This is a genomic window from Curtobacterium sp. PhB130, from assembly GCF_003755165.1.
In the GTDB taxonomy this organism is placed as follows: domain Bacteria; phylum Actinomycetota; class Actinomycetes; order Actinomycetales; family Microbacteriaceae; genus Curtobacterium.
Genome location: NZ_RKII01000007.1, coordinates 680,076 through 697,269, shown reverse-complemented (window position 1 = coordinate 697,269; position 17,194 = coordinate 680,076). Strand labels below are relative to the sequence as shown.

Annotated in this window: 13 protein-coding genes, 1 tRNA gene and 1 other RNA gene; 4 read left to right on the top strand and 11 right to left on the bottom strand. The window is 71.7% G+C overall.

What is annotated here, in order from left to right; translation table 11 throughout:
• Window positions 1-19: 19 nt before the first annotated feature.
• Window positions 20-116, bottom strand: an RNA gene (gene ffs / locus EDF24_RS09160) — signal recognition particle sRNA small type.
• A 37-nt stretch (window positions 117-153) separates the two neighbouring features.
• Between ffs and EDF24_RS09155 the strand changes: the two genes are divergently transcribed.
• Complete coding sequence (locus tag EDF24_RS09155; RefSeq protein ID WP_123656036.1) at window positions 154-828, top strand: NAD(P)H-binding protein; 675 nt, start codon at window positions 154-156, stop codon at window positions 826-828.
• A gap of 117 nt (window positions 829-945) precedes the next feature.
• On the opposite strand, the gene EDF24_RS09150 is transcribed toward EDF24_RS09155, so the two are convergent.
• Window positions 946-2,142 (bottom strand): acetate/propionate family kinase, encoded by a 1,197-nt coding sequence (locus EDF24_RS09150; RefSeq protein ID WP_123656035.1) that lies wholly within the window; start codon window positions 2,140-2,142, stop codon window positions 946-948.
• A gap of 64 nt (window positions 2,143-2,206) precedes the next feature.
• Complete coding sequence (pta, locus tag EDF24_RS09145; RefSeq protein ID WP_123702340.1) at window positions 2,207-4,315, bottom strand: phosphate acetyltransferase; 2,109 nt, start codon at window positions 4,313-4,315, stop codon at window positions 2,207-2,209.
• A 122-nt stretch (window positions 4,316-4,437) separates the two neighbouring features.
• Between pta and EDF24_RS09140 the strand changes: the two genes are divergently transcribed.
• Window positions 4,438-4,522 (top strand) — tRNA-Ser (locus EDF24_RS09140).
• Window positions 4,523-4,921: 399 nt separating this feature from the next.
• Entirely contained in the window at window positions 4,922-5,431 is a 510-nt protein-coding gene (locus EDF24_RS09135; RefSeq protein ID WP_123702338.1) for a hypothetical protein, read from the top strand.
• A 47-nt stretch (window positions 5,432-5,478) separates the two neighbouring features.
• On the opposite strand, the gene EDF24_RS09130 is transcribed toward EDF24_RS09135, so the two are convergent.
• Both EDF24_RS09130 and EDF24_RS09125 read right to left on the bottom strand, forming a co-directional pair.
• Window positions 5,479-7,575, bottom strand: coding sequence for a helicase HerA-like domain-containing protein (locus EDF24_RS09130; RefSeq protein WP_123702336.1), 2,097 nt, complete (start codon window positions 7,573-7,575; stop codon window positions 5,479-5,481).
• Window positions 7,576-7,705: 130 nt separating this feature from the next.
• A complete protein-coding gene (locus EDF24_RS09125) occupies window positions 7,706-8,962 on the bottom strand; it encodes a multidrug effflux MFS transporter (RefSeq protein WP_123655464.1) in 1,257 nt (418 codons plus the stop codon).
• 227 nt (window positions 8,963-9,189) lie between these two features.
• On the opposite strand from EDF24_RS09125, the gene EDF24_RS09120 reads away from it, so the two are divergent.
• Window positions 9,190-9,771 carry a TetR/AcrR family transcriptional regulator gene (locus EDF24_RS09120; protein ID WP_123655465.1) on the top strand — a complete coding sequence of 194 codons (582 nt, stop codon included), beginning with the start codon at window positions 9,190-9,192 and terminating at the stop codon, window positions 9,769-9,771.
• Window positions 9,772-10,021: 250 nt separating this feature from the next.
• Here EDF24_RS09120 and EDF24_RS09115 read toward each other — a convergent pair whose 3' ends face one another.
• The 6 genes from EDF24_RS09115 to EDF24_RS09095 all read right to left on the bottom strand — a co-directional run bounded on the left by EDF24_RS09115 (window position 10,022) and on the right by EDF24_RS09095 (window position 17,183).
• Window positions 10,022-10,567 carry a substrate-binding domain-containing protein gene (locus tag EDF24_RS09115; RefSeq protein ID WP_123702332.1) on the bottom strand — a complete coding sequence of 182 codons (546 nt, stop codon included), beginning with the start codon at window positions 10,565-10,567 and terminating at the stop codon, window positions 10,022-10,024.
• A 28-nt stretch (window positions 10,568-10,595) separates the two neighbouring features.
• Entirely contained in the window at window positions 10,596-12,089 is a 1,494-nt protein-coding gene (locus EDF24_RS09110) for an MFS transporter (protein ID WP_148070862.1), read from the bottom strand.
• Between the two features lie 56 nt (window positions 12,090-12,145).
• Complete coding sequence (locus tag EDF24_RS09105) at window positions 12,146-13,291, bottom strand: cystathionine gamma-synthase (RefSeq protein ID WP_123702328.1); 1,146 nt, start codon at window positions 13,289-13,291, stop codon at window positions 12,146-12,148.
• A 128-nt stretch (window positions 13,292-13,419) separates the two neighbouring features.
• A complete protein-coding gene (locus EDF24_RS09100) occupies window positions 13,420-14,784 on the bottom strand; it encodes a cystathionine beta-synthase (RefSeq protein ID WP_123702326.1) in 1,365 nt (454 codons plus the stop codon).
• 51 nt (window positions 14,785-14,835) lie between these two features.
• Entirely contained in the window at window positions 14,836-14,988 is a 153-nt protein-coding gene (locus EDF24_RS19150) for a hypothetical protein (protein ID WP_185021617.1), read from the bottom strand.
• 320 nt (window positions 14,989-15,308) lie between these two features.
• Window positions 15,309-17,183, bottom strand: a complete 1,875-nt coding sequence (locus EDF24_RS09095; RefSeq protein ID WP_123655973.1) for an ABC transporter ATP-binding protein — start codon at window positions 17,181-17,183, stop codon at window positions 15,309-15,311.
• Between the last annotated feature and the right edge of the window lie 11 nt (window positions 17,184-17,194).

Sequence of the window (17,194 nt, the reverse complement as noted above, 5' to 3'; positions counted from 1 at the left end):
CCCCGGTCACCCGCACAACGAAAAAGACTCCTCACGCACCCGCCAGAGCCCGGTTACCCTTGCTGCGTTTCCGCCCTGGGGGAGTTGGCCTGGATGGCGTCACGTGAGGAGCCGCGGAAGAGTCTACCGGACACGAGGAGCATCATCGAACACATGAAGATCGCCATCGCCGGAGGACACGGCCAGATCGCCCTCCTCCTCGCCCGTCTCATCGTCGACGCCGGACACGAAGCCGTCGGCATCGTCCGAAACCCCGCCCACGTCTCCGACGTGGAGCAGACCGGTGCGACCGCGATCGTCGCCGACCTCGAGCAGCTCGACGACGACCAGCTCGCGCTCCGGCTCCGTGGCGTCGACGCCGTGGTGTTCGCCGCCGGGGCCGGGCCGAACAGCGGCGCCGAGCGGAAGCTCTCGGTGGACCGGGACGCGGCGATCCTGCTCGCCGACGCCGCCGTGCGCCTCGGCATCGACCGCTACGTGATGATCTCCGCGATGGGTGCGGACGCGTACGACCCGGAGCTCGCCGTCGTCCCGGCGAAGAACGACGCCGCCGTGTTCCAGGTGTACCTGCGTGCCAAGGCCGAAGCGGACGCCAGCATCCGGTCGCGGCGGTTCCGGTGGACGATCGTCCGCCCGGGTGGCCTCCTCGACACCCCGCCGCAGGGCACCGTCACCGTCGGCACGACCGTCCCGCGCGGTTCGATTCCCCGCGCCGACGTGGCGGCGGTCGTGATGCACGCGCTCCTCGACGAGACCGCCCTCAGCGCGCAGTTCGAGGTGACGAGCGGCAACACCCCGATCCCGGCGGCCCTCGGCGCCCTCGGCTGACCAGCGCGCGGGAAGTACTCGGCGAAAGCGACAGTTCGCGGCGGTCAGACGTCGCAGCACTGTCGCTTTCCGGGACCTCTCCGCGCAAGCGCCAGCCCGCCCCGCCCGCCCCGCCCGCTACAGCGCGACCGCGGCGGACTGCCGGGCGATCTCGAGTTCCTCGTTGGTGGGGATGACGAGCACCGCGACCCGGGACGAGTCCGTCGAGATGAGCCGGGCGTCCTTCGAATGCAGCTCGTTGCGGTCGTTGTCGACCTCGATCCCGAGGTGCCCGAGGCCCGCCAGGACCCGCCGACGCAGCAGCGCGTTGTTCTCCCCCACGCCCGCGGTGAACACGACGGCGTCGAGCCCGCCGAGCTGCGCGGTGTACGCCCCGACGTAGCGACGGATCCGGTGCCGGTACACGGCGAGCGCCGCCTCTGCCGTCTCGTCGCCGTCGATCGCGTTCGCCTGGACGTCCCGCATGTCGCCGTTGCCGGTCAGCCCGAGGAGCCCTGACTGCTTGTTGAGCATGTCGTCGAGCTCGTCGAACGACAGTCCGGCTTCGCGGTGCAGGTGGATGAGGACGGCCGGGTCGAGGTCGCCGGAGCGGGTCCCCATCACGAGCCCTTCGAGCGGGGTCAGTCCCATCGAGGTCTCGATCGAGCGACCGCCGTCGATCGCCGCGGCGGACGCACCGTTGCCGAGGTGCAGCACGATCGTCTTCAGCTCGGACAGCGGACGCTGGAGGAACACCGCGGCCTGCTCGGAGACGTACTTGTGGCTGGTGCCGTGCATGCCGTACCGGCGGACGCCGTACTTCGCGGCGAGGTCCGCAGGGATCGCGTAGGTGTACGCGTGCGGCGGCATCGTCTGGTGGAACGCGGTGTCGAACACGGCCACGTGCGGCACGTCGGAGAAGACCTGCTTCGCCGCGCGGATCCCCTCGAGGTTCGCCGGGTTGTGCAGCGGCGCGAGGCTCGACAGGTCGTCGATCTGCTGCTCGACCTGGTCGGTGACGACGGTGGCCGTGTCGAAGGTGGTCCCGCCGTGCACGACGCGGTGTCCGACGACCGCCGGCGGGTGCTCGTCGAAGGACGGCCCGACCTTCGCGAACGCGTCGATCATCGCTTGGAACCCGGCAGCGTGGTCCGGCACCGACGCGGCGTCGTTCGAGGACGACTCCCCCGTCAGAGCGTTCGTGTGCTTCCAGGCGCCGTTCGACTCACCGATCCGCTCGACGAGTCCGGACGCCAGGGTGCGCTCCCCCTCGAGTTCGATGAGCTGGTACTTGAACGAACTCGATCCGGAGTTCACGACGAGTGCGGCGGTCACGGTGGCTCGCTTTCTGTGGATGGCTCGGGAGAGCCGGTCTGGAGGCTCGGGGTGCGTCCGGCGGTCAGGCCGCGTCGGACGCGGTGCCGGCCTGGATGGCCGTGATCGCGACGGTGTTCACGATGTCGCTGACGAGCGCCCCGCGGGACAGGTCGTTGATCGGCTTGCGGAGGCCCTGCAGGACGGGGCCGATCGCGACCGCGCCGGCGGAGCGCTGCACGGCCTTGTAGGTGTTGTTGCCGGTGTTGAGGTCCGGGAAGATGAACACCGTCGCGTGCCCGGCGACCGGCGAGTCCGGCATCTTCGTGCTCGCCACGGTCGGGTCGGCGGCGGCGTCGTACTGGATCGGGCCCTCGACGAGCAGGTCGGGGCGACGCTCGCGGACGAACGCGGTGCCGGCACGGACCTTGTCCACGTCGGCGCCGGAGCCGCTGTCGCCGGTCGAGTAGCTGAGCATCGCGACGCGGGGGTCGATGCCGAACTGTGTCGCGGTCTCGGCGGAGGAGATGGCGATGTCGGCGAGCTGCTCGCTCGTCGGGTCCGGGATGACCGCGCAGTCGCCGTAGACCAGGACGCGGTCGGCGAGTGCCATCAGGAACACGCTCGACACGATCGACGTGTCCGGACGGGTCTTGATGATCTCGAACGACGGTCGGATGGTGTGCGCGGTCGTGTGCTTCGCGCCGGAGACCATGCCGTCCGCGAGCCCGAGCTGGACCATCATCGTCCCGAAGTAGGAGACGTCGGTGACGGTGTCGCGGGCGAGCTCGATGCTCATCCCCTTGTGGGCGCGGAGCTTCGTGTACTCCTCGGCGAAGCGCTCCCGCAGGTCCGAGTCGAACGGCGAGACGAGCTGTGCGGCGTCGAGGTCGAGGCCGAGCTCGGTCGCCCGGGCGCGGATGGCGGCCGGGTCGCCGAGGATCGTGAGCTCGCAGACCTGCCGCTGCAGCAGCGTCGACGCGGCACGGAGGATGCGGTCGTCGTCGCCTTCGGGCAGGACGATGCGCTTGCCGTACTCGCGCGCCCGGTCGAGCAGCCCGTGCTCGAACATCAGTGGCGTGACGACGCCGGACGGGGTGACCTGCAGGCGTGCGAGGAGCTCGTCGGCCTGCACGTGCCGCTCGAACAGCGACAGCGCGAGGTCGGCCTTCCGCGGGGAGTCCGCCGCGAGCCGACCGCGCGTCTGGGTGATGCGGAGCGCGGTGTCGTACGTGCCGAGGTGGTTCGTCGCGATCGGGAGCGAGCTCGACAGCCCCTCGAGCAGGCGGGTGATCTGCGGCGCGGTCTCGAACCCGCCGTTCAGGATCACGCCCGCCAGGCTCGGGAACGTCTCCGACTGGTTGGCGAGGAGCGTGGCGATGAGGACGTCGTTGCGGTCACCGGGGACCACGACGATCCCGCCCTCGATCAGCCGCGGGAGCACGTTCTCCATGCTCATGCCGGCGACGACGGTGCCCAGGGCTTCACGGTCGAGCAGCGCTTCGTCGCCGCGGACGATCGTGGCGTCCGTGGCCTGGAGCAGCGCCCGCACGGTCGGTGCGACGAGCACGGCGTCTTCGGGGATGGCCCACACCGGGGTGTCCGGGTGGTCGTCCTGCACCGCGGCGGAGACGCTGGCGCAGATGGCGGGCATCGCGTCCGGGTCGGCACGGTTCACCACGATGCCGAGCAGCTGGGCGTGCGCGCTCCGGAGTTCGCTCGTGGTGACGTCGGCGACCTGGCCCATCTCCTCCGCGCTGCGGGCGGCGCGGTCGGCGGCGTTCCGACCCCCGAGCACCAGCAGCACCGGCGCACCGAGGTTCGTGGCGACCTTGGCGTTGAACGAGAGCTCGGTGGGGCTGCCCACGTCGGTGTAGTCCGAACCGAGCACCACGACCGCGTCGTACTGCCGCTCGACCTGGGCGAAGCGGCTCACGATCGTGGCGAGTGCTGCATCGGCGTCCGCGTGCACGTCGTCGTAGGTCACCCCGACGGCGTCGTCGTAGGACTGGTTCGCGCCGGTGTGCTGGAGCAGCAGCTCGAGCACGTAGTCGGGTTCTTCCACGGAGCGGGCGACGGGGCGGAACACGCCGACGCGTCCGACCGTGCGGGCGAGGGTCTCGAGGACACCGAGCGCGACCGTGCTCTTGCCCGTGTGTCCTTCTGCTGACGTGATGTAGATGCGGGTCGACACGGTTCCAGGGTAGCCACGGCCACGTCGCGCCCACTGGGAACGGACACACCTGTGGACGACCGTGGTCATCCACACCCGCGAAGACCTGTACCATGGGGTGTCGTCATCGAGAGATGGCACCAGGAGAATTCGCCTAGTGGCCTATGGCGCACGCTTGGAAAGCGTGTTGGGTGCAAGCCCTCGGGGGTTCGAATCCCCCATTCTCCGCGTACCGATCGAAACCAAGCACAACGGCCCGATCGAAACCCAGCACAACGGCCCGATCGAAACCAGCACCACCCGAAAGCGCACGAGTCCCCCGGACCGTGCGCTTTCGCCGTTCCTGAGCGGATCCGCCGGGTTGACACGTCACCGGTCCCCCACCCTGCGGACCCGTCTGCACCCCGTTCGCCGTGGACGGACCCGAAAGGGTGGACAGACCTGTCGCGATCGCCCCGAGGTCCCCTATGCTGACCGCACGGCACGCCCGAACGACGGTCGAGCCGAGTGCATCGACGGCAGGGGCGCCGTCCTGTGGGACGTCCTTCGGCGTGCCCGGGCACCCGAGGGGACGAGGAGACGGCCGTGGGGGAAGCGACCGCGCCGGCGACGGCGAGGAGTGATCGGATGACGTACGACGTCGTCCTGCGCCCTCGTGCCGCGCTGGTCCGCTCCACTGCGCTGAGCATCGTCTTCTCCGCCGTGCCGCTCGCCGTCGCCCTCGTCTGGATGTCGTTCCCGCTGCGGCTGTGGGCGCTCGTCGCGTCCGTGGTGGTCGTCATCGCGATCGTCGTCGGCGTGGTGTTCGTCCGGCTCCGGTCGGCCTTCGTCGGCCTCGGCCCGGACGGCGTCACGGTGCGCGGTGTCGTCGCGGCACGCCGGACCTTCTCCCGCGAGCAGGTGTCGAGCATCGTCCTCGCGACCACGTTCGGCAGCTCCGTGGACCGCACCGCCCGCGAACTCGTGGCCTTCGACGCCGATGAGCACGTGCTCTTCCGGATGCGCGGCGACGTCTGGGGCGACCAGGGGCTCGACCGTGTCGTCGACGCCCTCGGCGTCCAGGTCACCGAGATCACCCGGCCGATGCCGGCGCGGGACTTCGCCCGCCGGTACCTCCCGGGCCGCCGCACCCACTAGCCGTCGCACCCACTAGCCGTCACCGCCGCGCTGCGCCGGGCAGCGCGCTACCGTCGCCGTCGCAGGGTGGAGAAGATCCCCTGCACGACCTCCTTCGCGATGGTGCCGCCGAGTCCTCCCCCGAGCAGGTCCGACAGCGGGTCGTCCGCCTTCCGCGATGACGTCGTCCGCCGCGTCGAGGTCGTCCGAGACCGCCGCGACTGCGCCGCGCGCTCGGCCTTCTCGAACTCCCGCTGCGTCCGCTCGTACTCCTTCTGGGCCGCCGCACGCTCCCGCTCCTCCTGCTTCGCCTGCGCTGCCGCTTCCTTCGCGGCCGCGGCGGCGGCACGCGCAGCCTCCTTCTCGGCGTCCGCCGCTGCGGTCGCGGCGGCCTCCTGCGCCTCGGCGGCGGCGGACTGCGCGGCGGCGGCCTCCATCCGGCGGGCGAGCATCTCGTGCGCCGAGTCGGGGTCGACGCGGGTGCCGTAGGTGGCGAGCAGCGGGGACGAGGCGACCCGGGCCTCCATCGCGGCCGACGGCATCGGGTCCATGGACCCCTGCGGCGCGCGCAGCCGGGTCCACGCGACCGGGGTGGGCGCGCCCTTCTCGTTCATCACGGTGACGATCGCCTCACCGGTGGCCAGGGAGGTGAGGACCTCGCCGAGGTCGTAGTCGCTCGTCGGGTACGTCGACACGGTCGCGCGGAGGGCCTTCGCGTCGTCCGGGGTGTGCGCGCGGAGCTGGTGCTGGATCCGGGAGCCGAGCTGTGCCAGCACGTCGTTCGGCACGTCCTTCGGGGTCTGCGTGACGAAGAAGATCCCGACGCCCTTCGACCGGATGAGCCGCACGGTGCGGACGATCTGCTCGGTGAAGTCCTTCGACGCCCCGCTGAAGAGCAGGTGCGCCTCGTCGAAGAAGAACACGAGCTTCGGCTTGTCCTGGTCGCCGACCTCCGGCAGCTCGTTGAACAGGTCCGCGAGGAGCCACATCAGGAACGTCGAGAACACCTCGGGCTGGTCCTGGACCCCGGGCACCTCGAGCAGGCTCACGATCCCGCGGCCGTCCGGCGCGGTCCGCAGGAAGACCTGCGTGTCGATCTCCGGCTCGCCGAAGAACGCGTCGGCGCCCTTGTCGGCGAAGGTGATGAGCTCGCGGAGGATCACCCCCGCCGTCTGCTTCGACAGGCCACCGAGCTCCGCCAGTTCCGGCTTGCCCTCGTCGCTGACCAGGAACGTCAGGACGCTCCGCAGGTCCGCGAGGTCGACGAGGGGCAGTCCGGCCCGTTCGGCGTAGTGGAACACCAGCCCGAGCGAGGACTCCTGCGTGTCGTTCAGCCCGAGGACCTTCGACAGCAGCAGCGGCCCGAAGCCCGACACGGTCGCCCGGATCGGCACGCCCGTGCCCTGCCCGCCGAGCGAGTACAGCTCTGCCTCGCTGGCGGCTGGGGTCCAGTCCTGCCCGATGCCGGCGGTGCGGGCGAGGAGCTTCTCGTTGCCCTGCCCCGCGACGGCGAGCCCGGACAGGTCCCCCTTGATGTCCGCGGCGAACACCGGCACCCCGTTCGCCGCGATCTGCTCGGCGAGGACCTGGAGCGTGCGGGTCTTGCCGGTGCCGGTCGCGCCGGCGACGAGCCCGTGCCGGTTCAGCATCCCGAGCGGGATCCGCACCTGCACGTCGGGGCGTGCCTCCCCGTTCACCAGGGCGCCGAGTTCGAGGGCGCTGCCCTCCACGGCGTAGCCGTCCCGGATCGCGGCGATCGCCGCGTCCCCGAGTGGGCCGCTCACGCCGTTGGTCGGGTCCGCGCCGCCGGTCGCCTCCACGCCGTTGGTCGGGTCCGCGCCACCGGTCGCCTCCACGCCGCCGGGAGGCTCGGTGCCGGTCGTCGAAGCCGCCGCCGGTCCCGGGGCGGTCGCGTCAGCCGGCTCCGCTGCCGCCACGTCCGCGACGGCGGGTTCCGCGACGGGGGCGAGTGGTGCCTCCAGGCCGGAGGGAGCCGGCGACGCTGCGACCGCCGGTTCCGCGTCGGGCACGAGGGGTGTCTGCGCCAGTGCCACGGCGAGTTCCTCGGCGCGCGCGGCGGCTTCGTCTGCGAGGCGCCGCGCTTCCTCGGCGGCGACCCGTGCTGCCTCGGCTGCCGCCCGTGCCTGCTCCACCGCGTCGCTCATGGGCACAGCCTATGGACGCGGACGCTCCCCGTCCGGGGTCCACCACGAGACCGACCGACTCGGAACGACGACATCGTCGTCGTACGACAGCGACCTCGTCGTTCCGAGTCAGTCACCGCCGCGCCCCGCGTCAGTGCGTCAGCGCCGGCACCGACCGCGGGCGGACGACCAACCACAGGAGCAGGATCGCGACCGCCGAGGTGCACGCCATCACCGCGGCCATCGGCGCCGCCTGCGAGATGCCGAGCCACCCGACGATCGGCGAGATCAGCCCTGCCACGCCGAAGTTCAGCGCGCCGAGCACCGATGCGGCGGTCCCGGCCTCTTTCCCGTGCGCCGCGAGGCCGATCACCTGGACCAGCGGGAACGAGAACCCGCACGCCGCGATGAAGAACCACAGCGGCACGAGGACCCCGACGAGCCCTGCCCCGAGCAGGTCCAGCACGATGATCGCCGTCGCGGCCAGGAACAGCGTCGCCGTCGAGCACGCCAGGATCCACTGCGGCCCGACGCGCTGCGCCAGCCGGGAGGAGATCTGCACCCCGACCACGACCCCGACGGAGTTCACGGCGAAGAGCAGCCCGTACTGCTGCGCGTCGAGCCCGAAGACGTCCTGGAACAGGAACGGTGACGCGCTGAGGTACGAGAACAGTCCGCTGAAGACCATCGCCCCGATGAGCGCGACCCCCACGAAGATCCGGTCCGAGAACAGCGCCCGGTACCGCTGGCCGATGGTGGCGTGCCCGGCCTCGTGGCGGCGTGCCGGCGGCAGCGTCTCGACGATGAGCAGGATGGACGCGATGACGACCGCCAGGCCGTAGCAGGCCAGGAAGACGAAGATGCCGCGCCAGCTGACGAACCGCAGCATCTGCGAGCCGATGAGCGGGGCGAGGATCGGCGCGAGGCCGTTCACCATCGCCAGACGGGACAGCATCAGCACGAGGGGCTTGCCGCCGAACAGGTCGCGGACCGTTGCCATCGCGACGACACCGCCGGCAGCTGCGCCCATGCCCTGCAGCACGCGGAACACCGCGAGGACCTCGATGTTCGGGGCCATCGCGGCGCAGATCGACGCGGCGACGTGCACGGACGTGGCGATGATCAGCGGCAGCCGTCGGCCGACCTTGTCGCTCCACGGGCCGACGAGCAGCTGCCCGACCGCGAAGCCGAGCGTGGTGGCGGTGAGCGTGAGCTGGACGGCGCCGTCGGTGACGCCGAACTGCTCCTTCAGCGACGGGAACGCCGGCAGGTACAGGTCGATCGTGAACGGACCGAGCGCGGTGAGCGCTCCGAGCACGAAGACGTAGACGAGGCGCTGCGCCCGGGACAGGGAGTCCCCGGGGTGCAGGATGACGGTGAGCGAACCAGTGGTCGCGGGCGCGGTCACAACAGGGTCCTTCGACGATGAGGGGCGGTGGGGAGGGGTGATCGCGGGATCGCTCGAATCGATTCGTCCGCGCGTTCATCCTACGGGCCACAACGAGCCGCGCCGACACCCGTTGCCGGGCGTTGCCGCGTGTCGGTTCCCCGGCTTGCTCGCCGGGCGTGCACCTGCGGTACCGTCGGAGGGCTCGGGGCTCCGGGCGGATCAGCACGGAAGAGGGGGTGGGCGTCATGGTGGACGCTCGGATCCTGCACACGACGGCAGCGCTGCGCGAGGCGATCCTCCGACTCGCCGCGGACCGTCCCGTCTCCGAGATCACGGTCGCGGACGTCACGCGCGCCGCCGGGATCAACCGTGCGACCTTCTACTCCCACGCCGTGTCGCCGGGGTCGCTCCTCGCCGACGTGCTCACCCCGGAACTCGACCGGATCCGTGACGACGACTCCGAGGCACGTCGGGCGGCGTACGAGCGCGGCGCCGACCGTGACGAACTCGCGGCGATCACCCGCAAGGGCATCAACGCCGTCGTCGAACACGTGGTGCTGCACCGCGAGATCTACGTCCGGGCACTCCCCGACCCGAACGACGCCTCGTTGCACCGGCTGCTCGTGGAGCACTTCACGGTGTCGAGCGCGCTGCACATCCGGGAGCTCGACGCGGCCTCCCGGCCCGAGCTCCTCGACGACGTCGCCGCGGGCTTCGTCGCGCAGGGCTTCGTCGGGGCGATCGAGGCCTGGCTCGCGGGCACGCGGCGCTCCCGGAAGGCCCTGGTCGACACCATCACGCGGTCCTTCCCCGCGTGGTGGAGCTGACCCGCGCGGTCCTTCCGCGCGTAGGCAGTTGTTCCGCGCGTAGGGAGTCGTTTCGCGCGTAGGCAGTCGCTTCTTTCGACCGACTACGCGCGATTCCGCTTTCCAGCGCGCGCGTGATGGGTGCGAACGCGCGTGGTCAGCGGCCTGGAGGCGCGGTGCCGGGCCGACACGGGCCTCCCGTCCGGTGGGACCGCGACCAGTGCACCCGGGTCGCGTCAGCCCGGGGCGCGACCAGTGCACCCGGGTCGCGTCAGCCGTCGGCCGGCTTCTCGCCCCGCTGCAGTGCGGTGACCGCGTCGACGGAGTGCTCCACGAGCGCCGCGTCGGTGTCCCCGGTGACGCGGTAGTCCGCGGAGACGCCGTCCCCGCCGGTGCCGCTCGCCGGCAACCGGTCTCCGAGCCCGACGACCACGACTCCGGCGTCGTGCGCTGTCTGGAGCTCCCCGGTCAGTGCCGAGGCGTCCTCGGCCTGGACGAGCAGCGCCTTCGCGCCGGTGCGGACGAGTTCCCGGACGGCCGTGCGCTGCGACGCGACCGGGTCGGCGGCCGTGGCGACGCGCACGTCGGGGCGGAAGCCGGCCTCGGTCAGCTCGGTGCGGAACTCCGCGGGCAGGGTGTCCGCGTCCGAGGCCTGCAGGACCACACCGACCACGGCGTGCTGGTCGAACCCGCCGTCGGAGCTGGTGAGGTCCGTGCTCTTGACCGGCGTCGGAGCCTGCGACGTGGTGCCGGTGCACCCGGCCAGCACGGCGACGGCACTCACCGCCAGTGCGGCGGCGGCCAGGATGCGGCGCACGGTTCCTCCTCGATACGGGTCTGCCACGCTACCCGGTCGTCGCAGCGGACGACGGCGGGGCCGACGACGGCGCGCCCGACGACGGCCCGCCCGACGACGACCCGCCCGACGACGACCCGCCCGACGACGGCCCGCCCGACGACGACCCGCCCGACGACGGCGGCGGCACCGGCCCGAGCCGCCGCACCGCGAACAGCCCGACGAGCGCGATGACGATCATCGCCGCGAAGACCGACGCGAACGCGAGCGCGTCCTCACGGCCCCCGACCGCCGTGAACAGGATCCCCGCGACCGCGAGCCCGACCACGCTGCCGGAGGCGTCCGCGATGGTCAGGGCGGAGCTGGCGAACCCGTCGTCGCCCTCGCTGGAGAACCGGAGCGTCAGCATCGACGTCCGCGGGTACGCGACGCCCATCCCGGCACCGCCGACGAACCAGCCCGCGACGAGCACCCACACCGGCAGGTCCGCGACTGCCACGGCCAGAGCGGCGACGAGGCTGACCAGGGCCAGCCCGAGTCCGACGCCGAAGGCACGGGCGGCGGTCAGCCGGCGCTCCCCCATCCGCCCGTGCACCCAGCTCGCACCGGCCCAGCTGAGCGCGGCGACGGTGAGCGCGAGCCCGGCGGCGGACGGCGAGAGCCCGTGCTGCGCCTGGAGCAGGAACGGGACGTAGGCCTCGCTGCCGAAGAACCCGGCGGCGAGGACCCCGCGGAGCAGGACCACGGACGGCAGCCCGGGGCCGGCGGTGAACGTGCGGCGTGGCAGGAGCGGACGGAGCGCGAACCACGCGCCGACGAGCCCGACGACGACCGCGACGGCCCCCAGGGCGACGGGCAGGTCCGGCGCCACGTTGAGGAGCAGGACGGCCACGGCGGCGGCGACCGACCACACGATCCGGCTCCGCTGCCACGGTGGCCGGAGCGCGGCGGCCGGCGCGTGCAGGTGCCGGAGCGTCGGGACGAGCAGGGAGAACGCGACGACGGCGATCACGAGGGCCCCGGCGAAGACCCAGTGCCAGCTCGCGAGCTCGGTGACGAAGCCGGCGAGCGCCGGACCGATCAGGGCGGGCACCACCCATGCCGCGGCGAAGCCGGCGAAGACCGGGCCGTGCAGGTCCTCCGGGAAGATCCGGGCGACCAGCACGTAGAGGACGACGTCGATCGCGCCGGCGCCGAAGCCCTCGACCAGACGCCCGGCGAGGAACACCGGCATCGTCGGGGCGAGCATCACGATCGCCGTGCCGACGGCGAAGAGCGCGGCGGACACCCATGCGACCACCCGGCCTCCGGCTCGGTCCGTCCAGTTGCCGGCGAGCACCATCCCGGGCACGCCGGCGGCCAGGGGCGCGGCGAAGCTCAGCGAGTACAGGGTCTCGCCGTGCAGGTCCCGGCTGATCTCCGGCATGACCGTGGTCATGGCGAGGTTCTGGAACGCGGCGACGGCGACGATGGCGACCATCCCGATGGTCGGGAGGGCGTACCCCCTGCTGAACAGGGTCGTCCTCGTCGCCGTCGTGGTCACCGCATCAGGCTAGCGGCGGAGCGGGCCGCCGCGCCCGCCGGTTCCACCGCACGAGGCTAGCGGCGGAGCGCCTGTCGCACGTCCTCGACCAGGTCGCCGGCGTCCTCGATGCCGACCGACAGCCGCACGACGTTCTCCGGGACGGCGAGCTCGGTGCCCTTCACCGACGCGTGCGTCATCTCGCTCGGGTACCCGATGAGCGACTCAACCCCGCCGAGCGATTCGGCGAGCGCGAACAGCTCGGTGGACTCCGCGAACCGCTTGGCTGCGTCGGGCCCGCCGGCGAGCGCCACCGAGAGCATCCCGCCGAAGCCGCGCATCTGCTTCGCCGCGACGTCGTGCCCCGGGTGGTCGCTGAGGCCCGGGTAGTAGACGCGCTCGACGGCGGGGTCGCCGACGAGCGCCTCGGCCACGGCCTGCGCGTTCTGCGAGTGCCGCTCCATCCGGATCGGCAGCGTCTTGATGCCGCGGATCGTCAGCCAGGCGTCGAAGGGGGACGAGATCGCCCCGCCGCCGAACTGCAGGAACGCCACCTTGTCGGCGAGCTCCTGGTCGCGCAGGACGATTGCGCCACCGACGACGTCCGAGTGGCCGCCCAGGTACTTCGTGGTGGAGTACGCGACGACGTCGGCGCCGAGCGACAGGGGCTGCTGGAGGTACGGCGACGCGAAGGTGTTGTCGACGACCACGAGCGCGCCGGCGTCGTGCCCGAGGGCGGCGAGCGCCTCGATGTCCGCGATCTTCATGAGCGGGTTCGTCGGCGTCTCGACCCAGAGCACGGTCTGCGCCGGTGCGTCCTGCAGCGCGGCGCGGACCAGGTCGAGGTCGCTCATGTCGACGACGACGAGCTCGACGCCCCACGGCACGTGCAGCCGGTTCACCAGGCGGTGCGTGCCGCCGTAGACGTCGTTGCCCATCACGACGCGGGCGCCGGGCGACAGGGCGGCGCGGAGCAGTGCGTCCTCGGCCGCGAGGCCGGACGCGAACGAGTACGCGGCGACGCCGCCGTCGAGGTCCGCGAGCATCGTCTGCAGCGAGTCCCGCGTCGGGTTGCCGGAGCGGGAGTACTCGTAGCCGCCCCGCATCTCCCCGATGCCGTCCTGCACGTACGTGGACGTCAGGTGGAGCGGCGGGATCACGGCGCCGGTGGCGCCGTCGGGCTCCTGTCCGGCGTGGACGGCTCGGGTGCTGAACTCGGTCATGGTGCGTTCTCCAGGTCGGACGGGAGGCTCGGATCGCGTCGGCCGCGCACCGCTCGCTGGGTGCGCTGCCGCGCTCACTCGGACAGGTCGGCTTACTCGGACAGGTCGGCTTACTCGGACTGGTCGGCTTACTCGGACAGGTAGGTGAGCAGGTCGTGGCGGGTGAGCACGGTCACCGGCTTGCCGTCCTCGACGACGAGCAGCGCGTCCACGCTCTCCAGTGCGCGACGAGCGGCGGACACCGACTCGCCGACGCCGATGAGCGGCAGCGGGTCGCCGACGAAGCCGGTCAGCGCGTCCGCCATCTTCGCCGCCCCGGTGAAGACCTGCTCGAGCAGGTCCTTCTCGGCGACGGCACCGATGACCTCGCCGATGACGACGGGCGGCTCGGCGCTGAGGACGGGCATCTGCGAGACGCCGTACTTGGTCATGATGTCCACGACCTCGCGCACCGTGTCGGACGGGTGCGCGTGCACGAGGTCCGGCAGGCGGCCGTCCTTGCCGGCGATGAGCGAGCCGACGGTACGGGCGTCGTCGGTCTCGGCGAAGCCGTAGGAGCGCATCCACCGGTCGTTGAAGATCTTGCCGAGGTACCCGCGGCCGCCGTCCGGCAGGAGCACGACGACGACGTCGTCCTCCGTGAGGTCGCGTGCAGCTCGGAGCGCCGCGACGACCGCCATGCCGCTGGAGCCGCCGACGAGCAGCCCTTCTTCGCGGGCGAGCCGCCGGGTCATCGCGAACGAGTCGGCGTCCGACACGGCGATGATCTCGTCCGGGATCTCCGGGTCGTACGCGGTCGGCCAGAAGTCCTCGCCGACGCCCTCGACGAGGTACGGGCGACCGGTGCCACCGGAGTAGACGGAGCCCTCCGGGTCCGCGCCGACGATGCGGACGCCGCCGTTCGAGACCTCTTTCAGGTACTTGCCGGTCCCCGAGATGGTGCCGCCCGTGCCGACACCCGCGACGAAGTGGGTGATGCGTTCCTCGGTGTCGCGCCAGATCTCCGGACCGGTGGTCTCGTAGTGGCTGCGCGGCCCGTTCGGGTTCGCGTACTGGTTCGGCTTGTACGCGCCCGGGATCTCCCGCACGAGGCGGTCCGACACCGAGTAGTACGACTCCGGGTGCTCCGGCGGGACCGCGGTCGGCGTGACCACGATCTCGGCGCCGTACGCCGTGAGGACGTTGCGCTTGTCCTCGCCGACCTTGTCCGGCAGCACGAAGACGCACCGGTAGCCGCGCTGCTGGGCGACGAGCGCCAGGCCGACGCCGGTGTTGCCCGACGTGGGTTCGACGATCGTGCCGCCCGGACGCAGGTCACCCGACGCCTCGGCGGCGTCGATGATCCGCGTGGCGATGCGGTCCTTCGAGGAGCCACCGGGGTTCAGGTACTCGACCTTGACGAGCACGGTGGCCCGGACACCCTCGGTGACACGGTTCAGCTTGACCAGCGGGGTGTCGCCGACGAGGTCGACGACGGAGTTCGCGTAACGCACGCGGACGAGTCTAGGCGGCGCACCCGAGTCCCTCCGGAGCGTGACGATCGACTACGACGCGAGCGAGGAGGGCACCCCTGTGGGCGCGACGTGGGCCGTCACCGCTGCCGAGACCTCGGCGCGACGGCGGTCGATGACGTCGCCCATGTCGCGCGCCAGCGCGGGGGTGGACCGCACGATCTGGTCGAGGGCGGTGGCGGGCACGACCAGCGCCGCGACCTCGGTGAGGGCGACGGCGGTGGTGAGCGGTGCCTCCCGGGTGAGTGCCGTCTGCCCGATGTGGTCGCCGGCCTCGACGCGGGTGGCGGGGAGGTCCGGGCTCGCCGGTCCGGGTCCGCCGGTCCGGATCCGCCGGTCCGGGTCCGCAGGTGGGTCCGCAGGTGGGTCCGCCGGTCCGGATCCGCCGGTCCGGATCCGCGCGTCCGGATACGCCGGTCCGGGTCCGCGGGTCCGGGTCCGCCGGGCCGGGTCCGGCTCGGCCTGGAGGCTCGGCCCGCGCCCGCCCCGCCCCTTCCCCCGGCGCGTCAGGCGTCCAGGGCGTCGACCGGTGCGTTCTGCTGTCGGTGCAGCGTCGCGTACGTGCCGTCCCGTGCGATGAGTTCGTCGTGCGTGCCCTGCTCCACGATCTGCCCGTGGTCGAGCACGAAGATGACGTCGGCATCGCGGATCGTCGAGAGTCGGTGCGCGATCGAGATCGTCGTCCGCCCACGTGCGGCCGCGTCGAGCGCGGTCTGCACGACGCGCTCGGAGATCGAGTCCAGCGCACTCGTCGCCTCGTCGAGCACGAGCACGGGCGGGTCCTTGAGCATCACGCGCGCGATGGCGATCCGCTGCTTCTCGCCGCCGGACAGCCGGTAGCCGCGCTCCCCCACGATCGTGTCGTACCCGTCGGGGAAGGACGCGATCGTCTCGTGGATGTTCGCCGCCCGCGCGGCGCGCTCGAGTTCTTCGAGCGTGGCGCCGGGCTTGGCGTACCGGAGGTTGTCACCGATCGTCGCGTGGAACAGGTACGTCTCCTGGGAGACGATGCCGACGTGCCGCATCAGGTCCTCGTGCTCGAGGTCCCGGACGTCGGCGCCGGCGAAGCGGACCGAGCCCCGCGTCGCCTCGTAGAGTCGCGGAACGAGGTACGAGACCGTCGTCTTGCCCGCGCCGGAGGGTCCGACGAACGCCGCGAACTGGCCCGGCTGCAGCTCGAAGGACACCCCGCGGAGCGTCGGCTTGTCGGCTTCGCCGTCCGGGTAGGTGAACGTGACGTCGTCGAAGGCGACGTGTCCCACCCGGGACTCATCGACCTTGCGCGCGGTCGGCGAGTCCGTGATCGCCGGCTTCAGGTCGAGGTACTCGAAGATGCGGGCGAAGAGTGCACCCGAGGTCTGCAGGTCGAGGACGACCCTGAGGAGCCCCACCGTCGGGAACAGCAGCCGGGACTGCACGGTCGTGAACGCCACGATCGTGCCGGCCGTGATCGGGATGCCGCCGAGGATCAGGTACGCGGCGACGAGGTAGATGATCGCCGGGATGATCGACAGGAAGATCTGCACGATCGCGAAGAACCACTGCCCGGACATCTGCTGGCGCACCTGCAGCGCGATCTGGTTCCGGTTCTCGTCGCCGTACCGGTGCGTCTCACTGCGCTGCTGGTTGAAGCTCTTCGCGAGCAGGATCCCCGAGACGCTCAGGGCTTCCTGCGTGATCGCGGTCATGTCGGAGAGCGACTCCTGCGTCTGTCCGGCGATCTTGGCGCGGACCTGCCCGACCTTCCGCTGGGCGATGACGAGGAGCGGCAGCAGAACCACCGCGACGAGGGTCATCTGCCAGCTCAGCAGCAGCATCGCGACGACCGCGGCGATGACCGTCACGGTGTTGCCGAGCACCGAGGAGATCGTGTTGTTCAGGACACTCGCGACCCCACCGACGTCGTTCTGGAGGCGGGACTGGATGACGCCGGTCTTCGTGCGGGTGAAGAACGCCAGCTCCATGCGCTGCAGGTGCGCGAAGAGCCGCATCCGCATGGCGCCCATCACCTTGTTGCCGACCGTCGCCGTCAGGTAGGTCTGCCACACGCCCACCCCGGCGCTCGCGATCCAGAGCACCACCATCGCGGTGACGAGCTCGGCGAGCACCGGGACGTCCGGCGTGCCGGACTTCGGGAACAGCCCGAGGTCGAACGCCTTCTGCGTCAGGAGCGGTGGGATCACGGACAGCGCGGCACCGATGAGCACCAGCACGGTCGTGAAGATGATCGCCCGACGGTGCGGGACGAACAGCCCGGCGATCCGCTTGAGCAGGTGCGGGATCTGCGGAGCTTCGGCGTTCGCCGCCTTCTGCGCGTCGAAGTCACCGCTCGAGATCCGGCCGCCGCGGCCACCACCGCCACCGCCACGCATCCCCGGCATGCTCATGCGAG

Bases quoted from the DNA above. Each gene is read 5' to 3' on its own strand.
- EDF24_RS09155 (WP_123656036.1), top strand. From the start codon at position 154: ATGAAGATCGCCATCGCCGGAGGACACGGCCAGATCGCCCTCCTCCTC.
- EDF24_RS09135 (WP_123702338.1), top strand. From the start codon at position 4,922: ATGACGTACGACGTCGTCCTGCGCCCTCGTGCCGCGCTGGTCCGCTCC.
- EDF24_RS09130 (WP_123702336.1), bottom strand. From the start codon at position 7,575: ATGAGCGACGCGGTGGAGCAGGCACGGGCGGCAGCCGAGGCAGCACGG.
- EDF24_RS09120 (WP_123655465.1), top strand. From the start codon at position 9,190: ATGGTGGACGCTCGGATCCTGCACACGACGGCAGCGCTGCGCGAGGCG.
- EDF24_RS09105 (WP_123702328.1), bottom strand. From the start codon at position 13,291: ATGACCGAGTTCAGCACCCGAGCCGTCCACGCCGGACAGGAGCCCGAC.
- EDF24_RS09095 (WP_123655973.1), bottom strand. From the start codon at position 17,183: ATGCCGGGGATGCGTGGCGGTGGCGGTGGTGGCCGCGGCGGCCGGATC.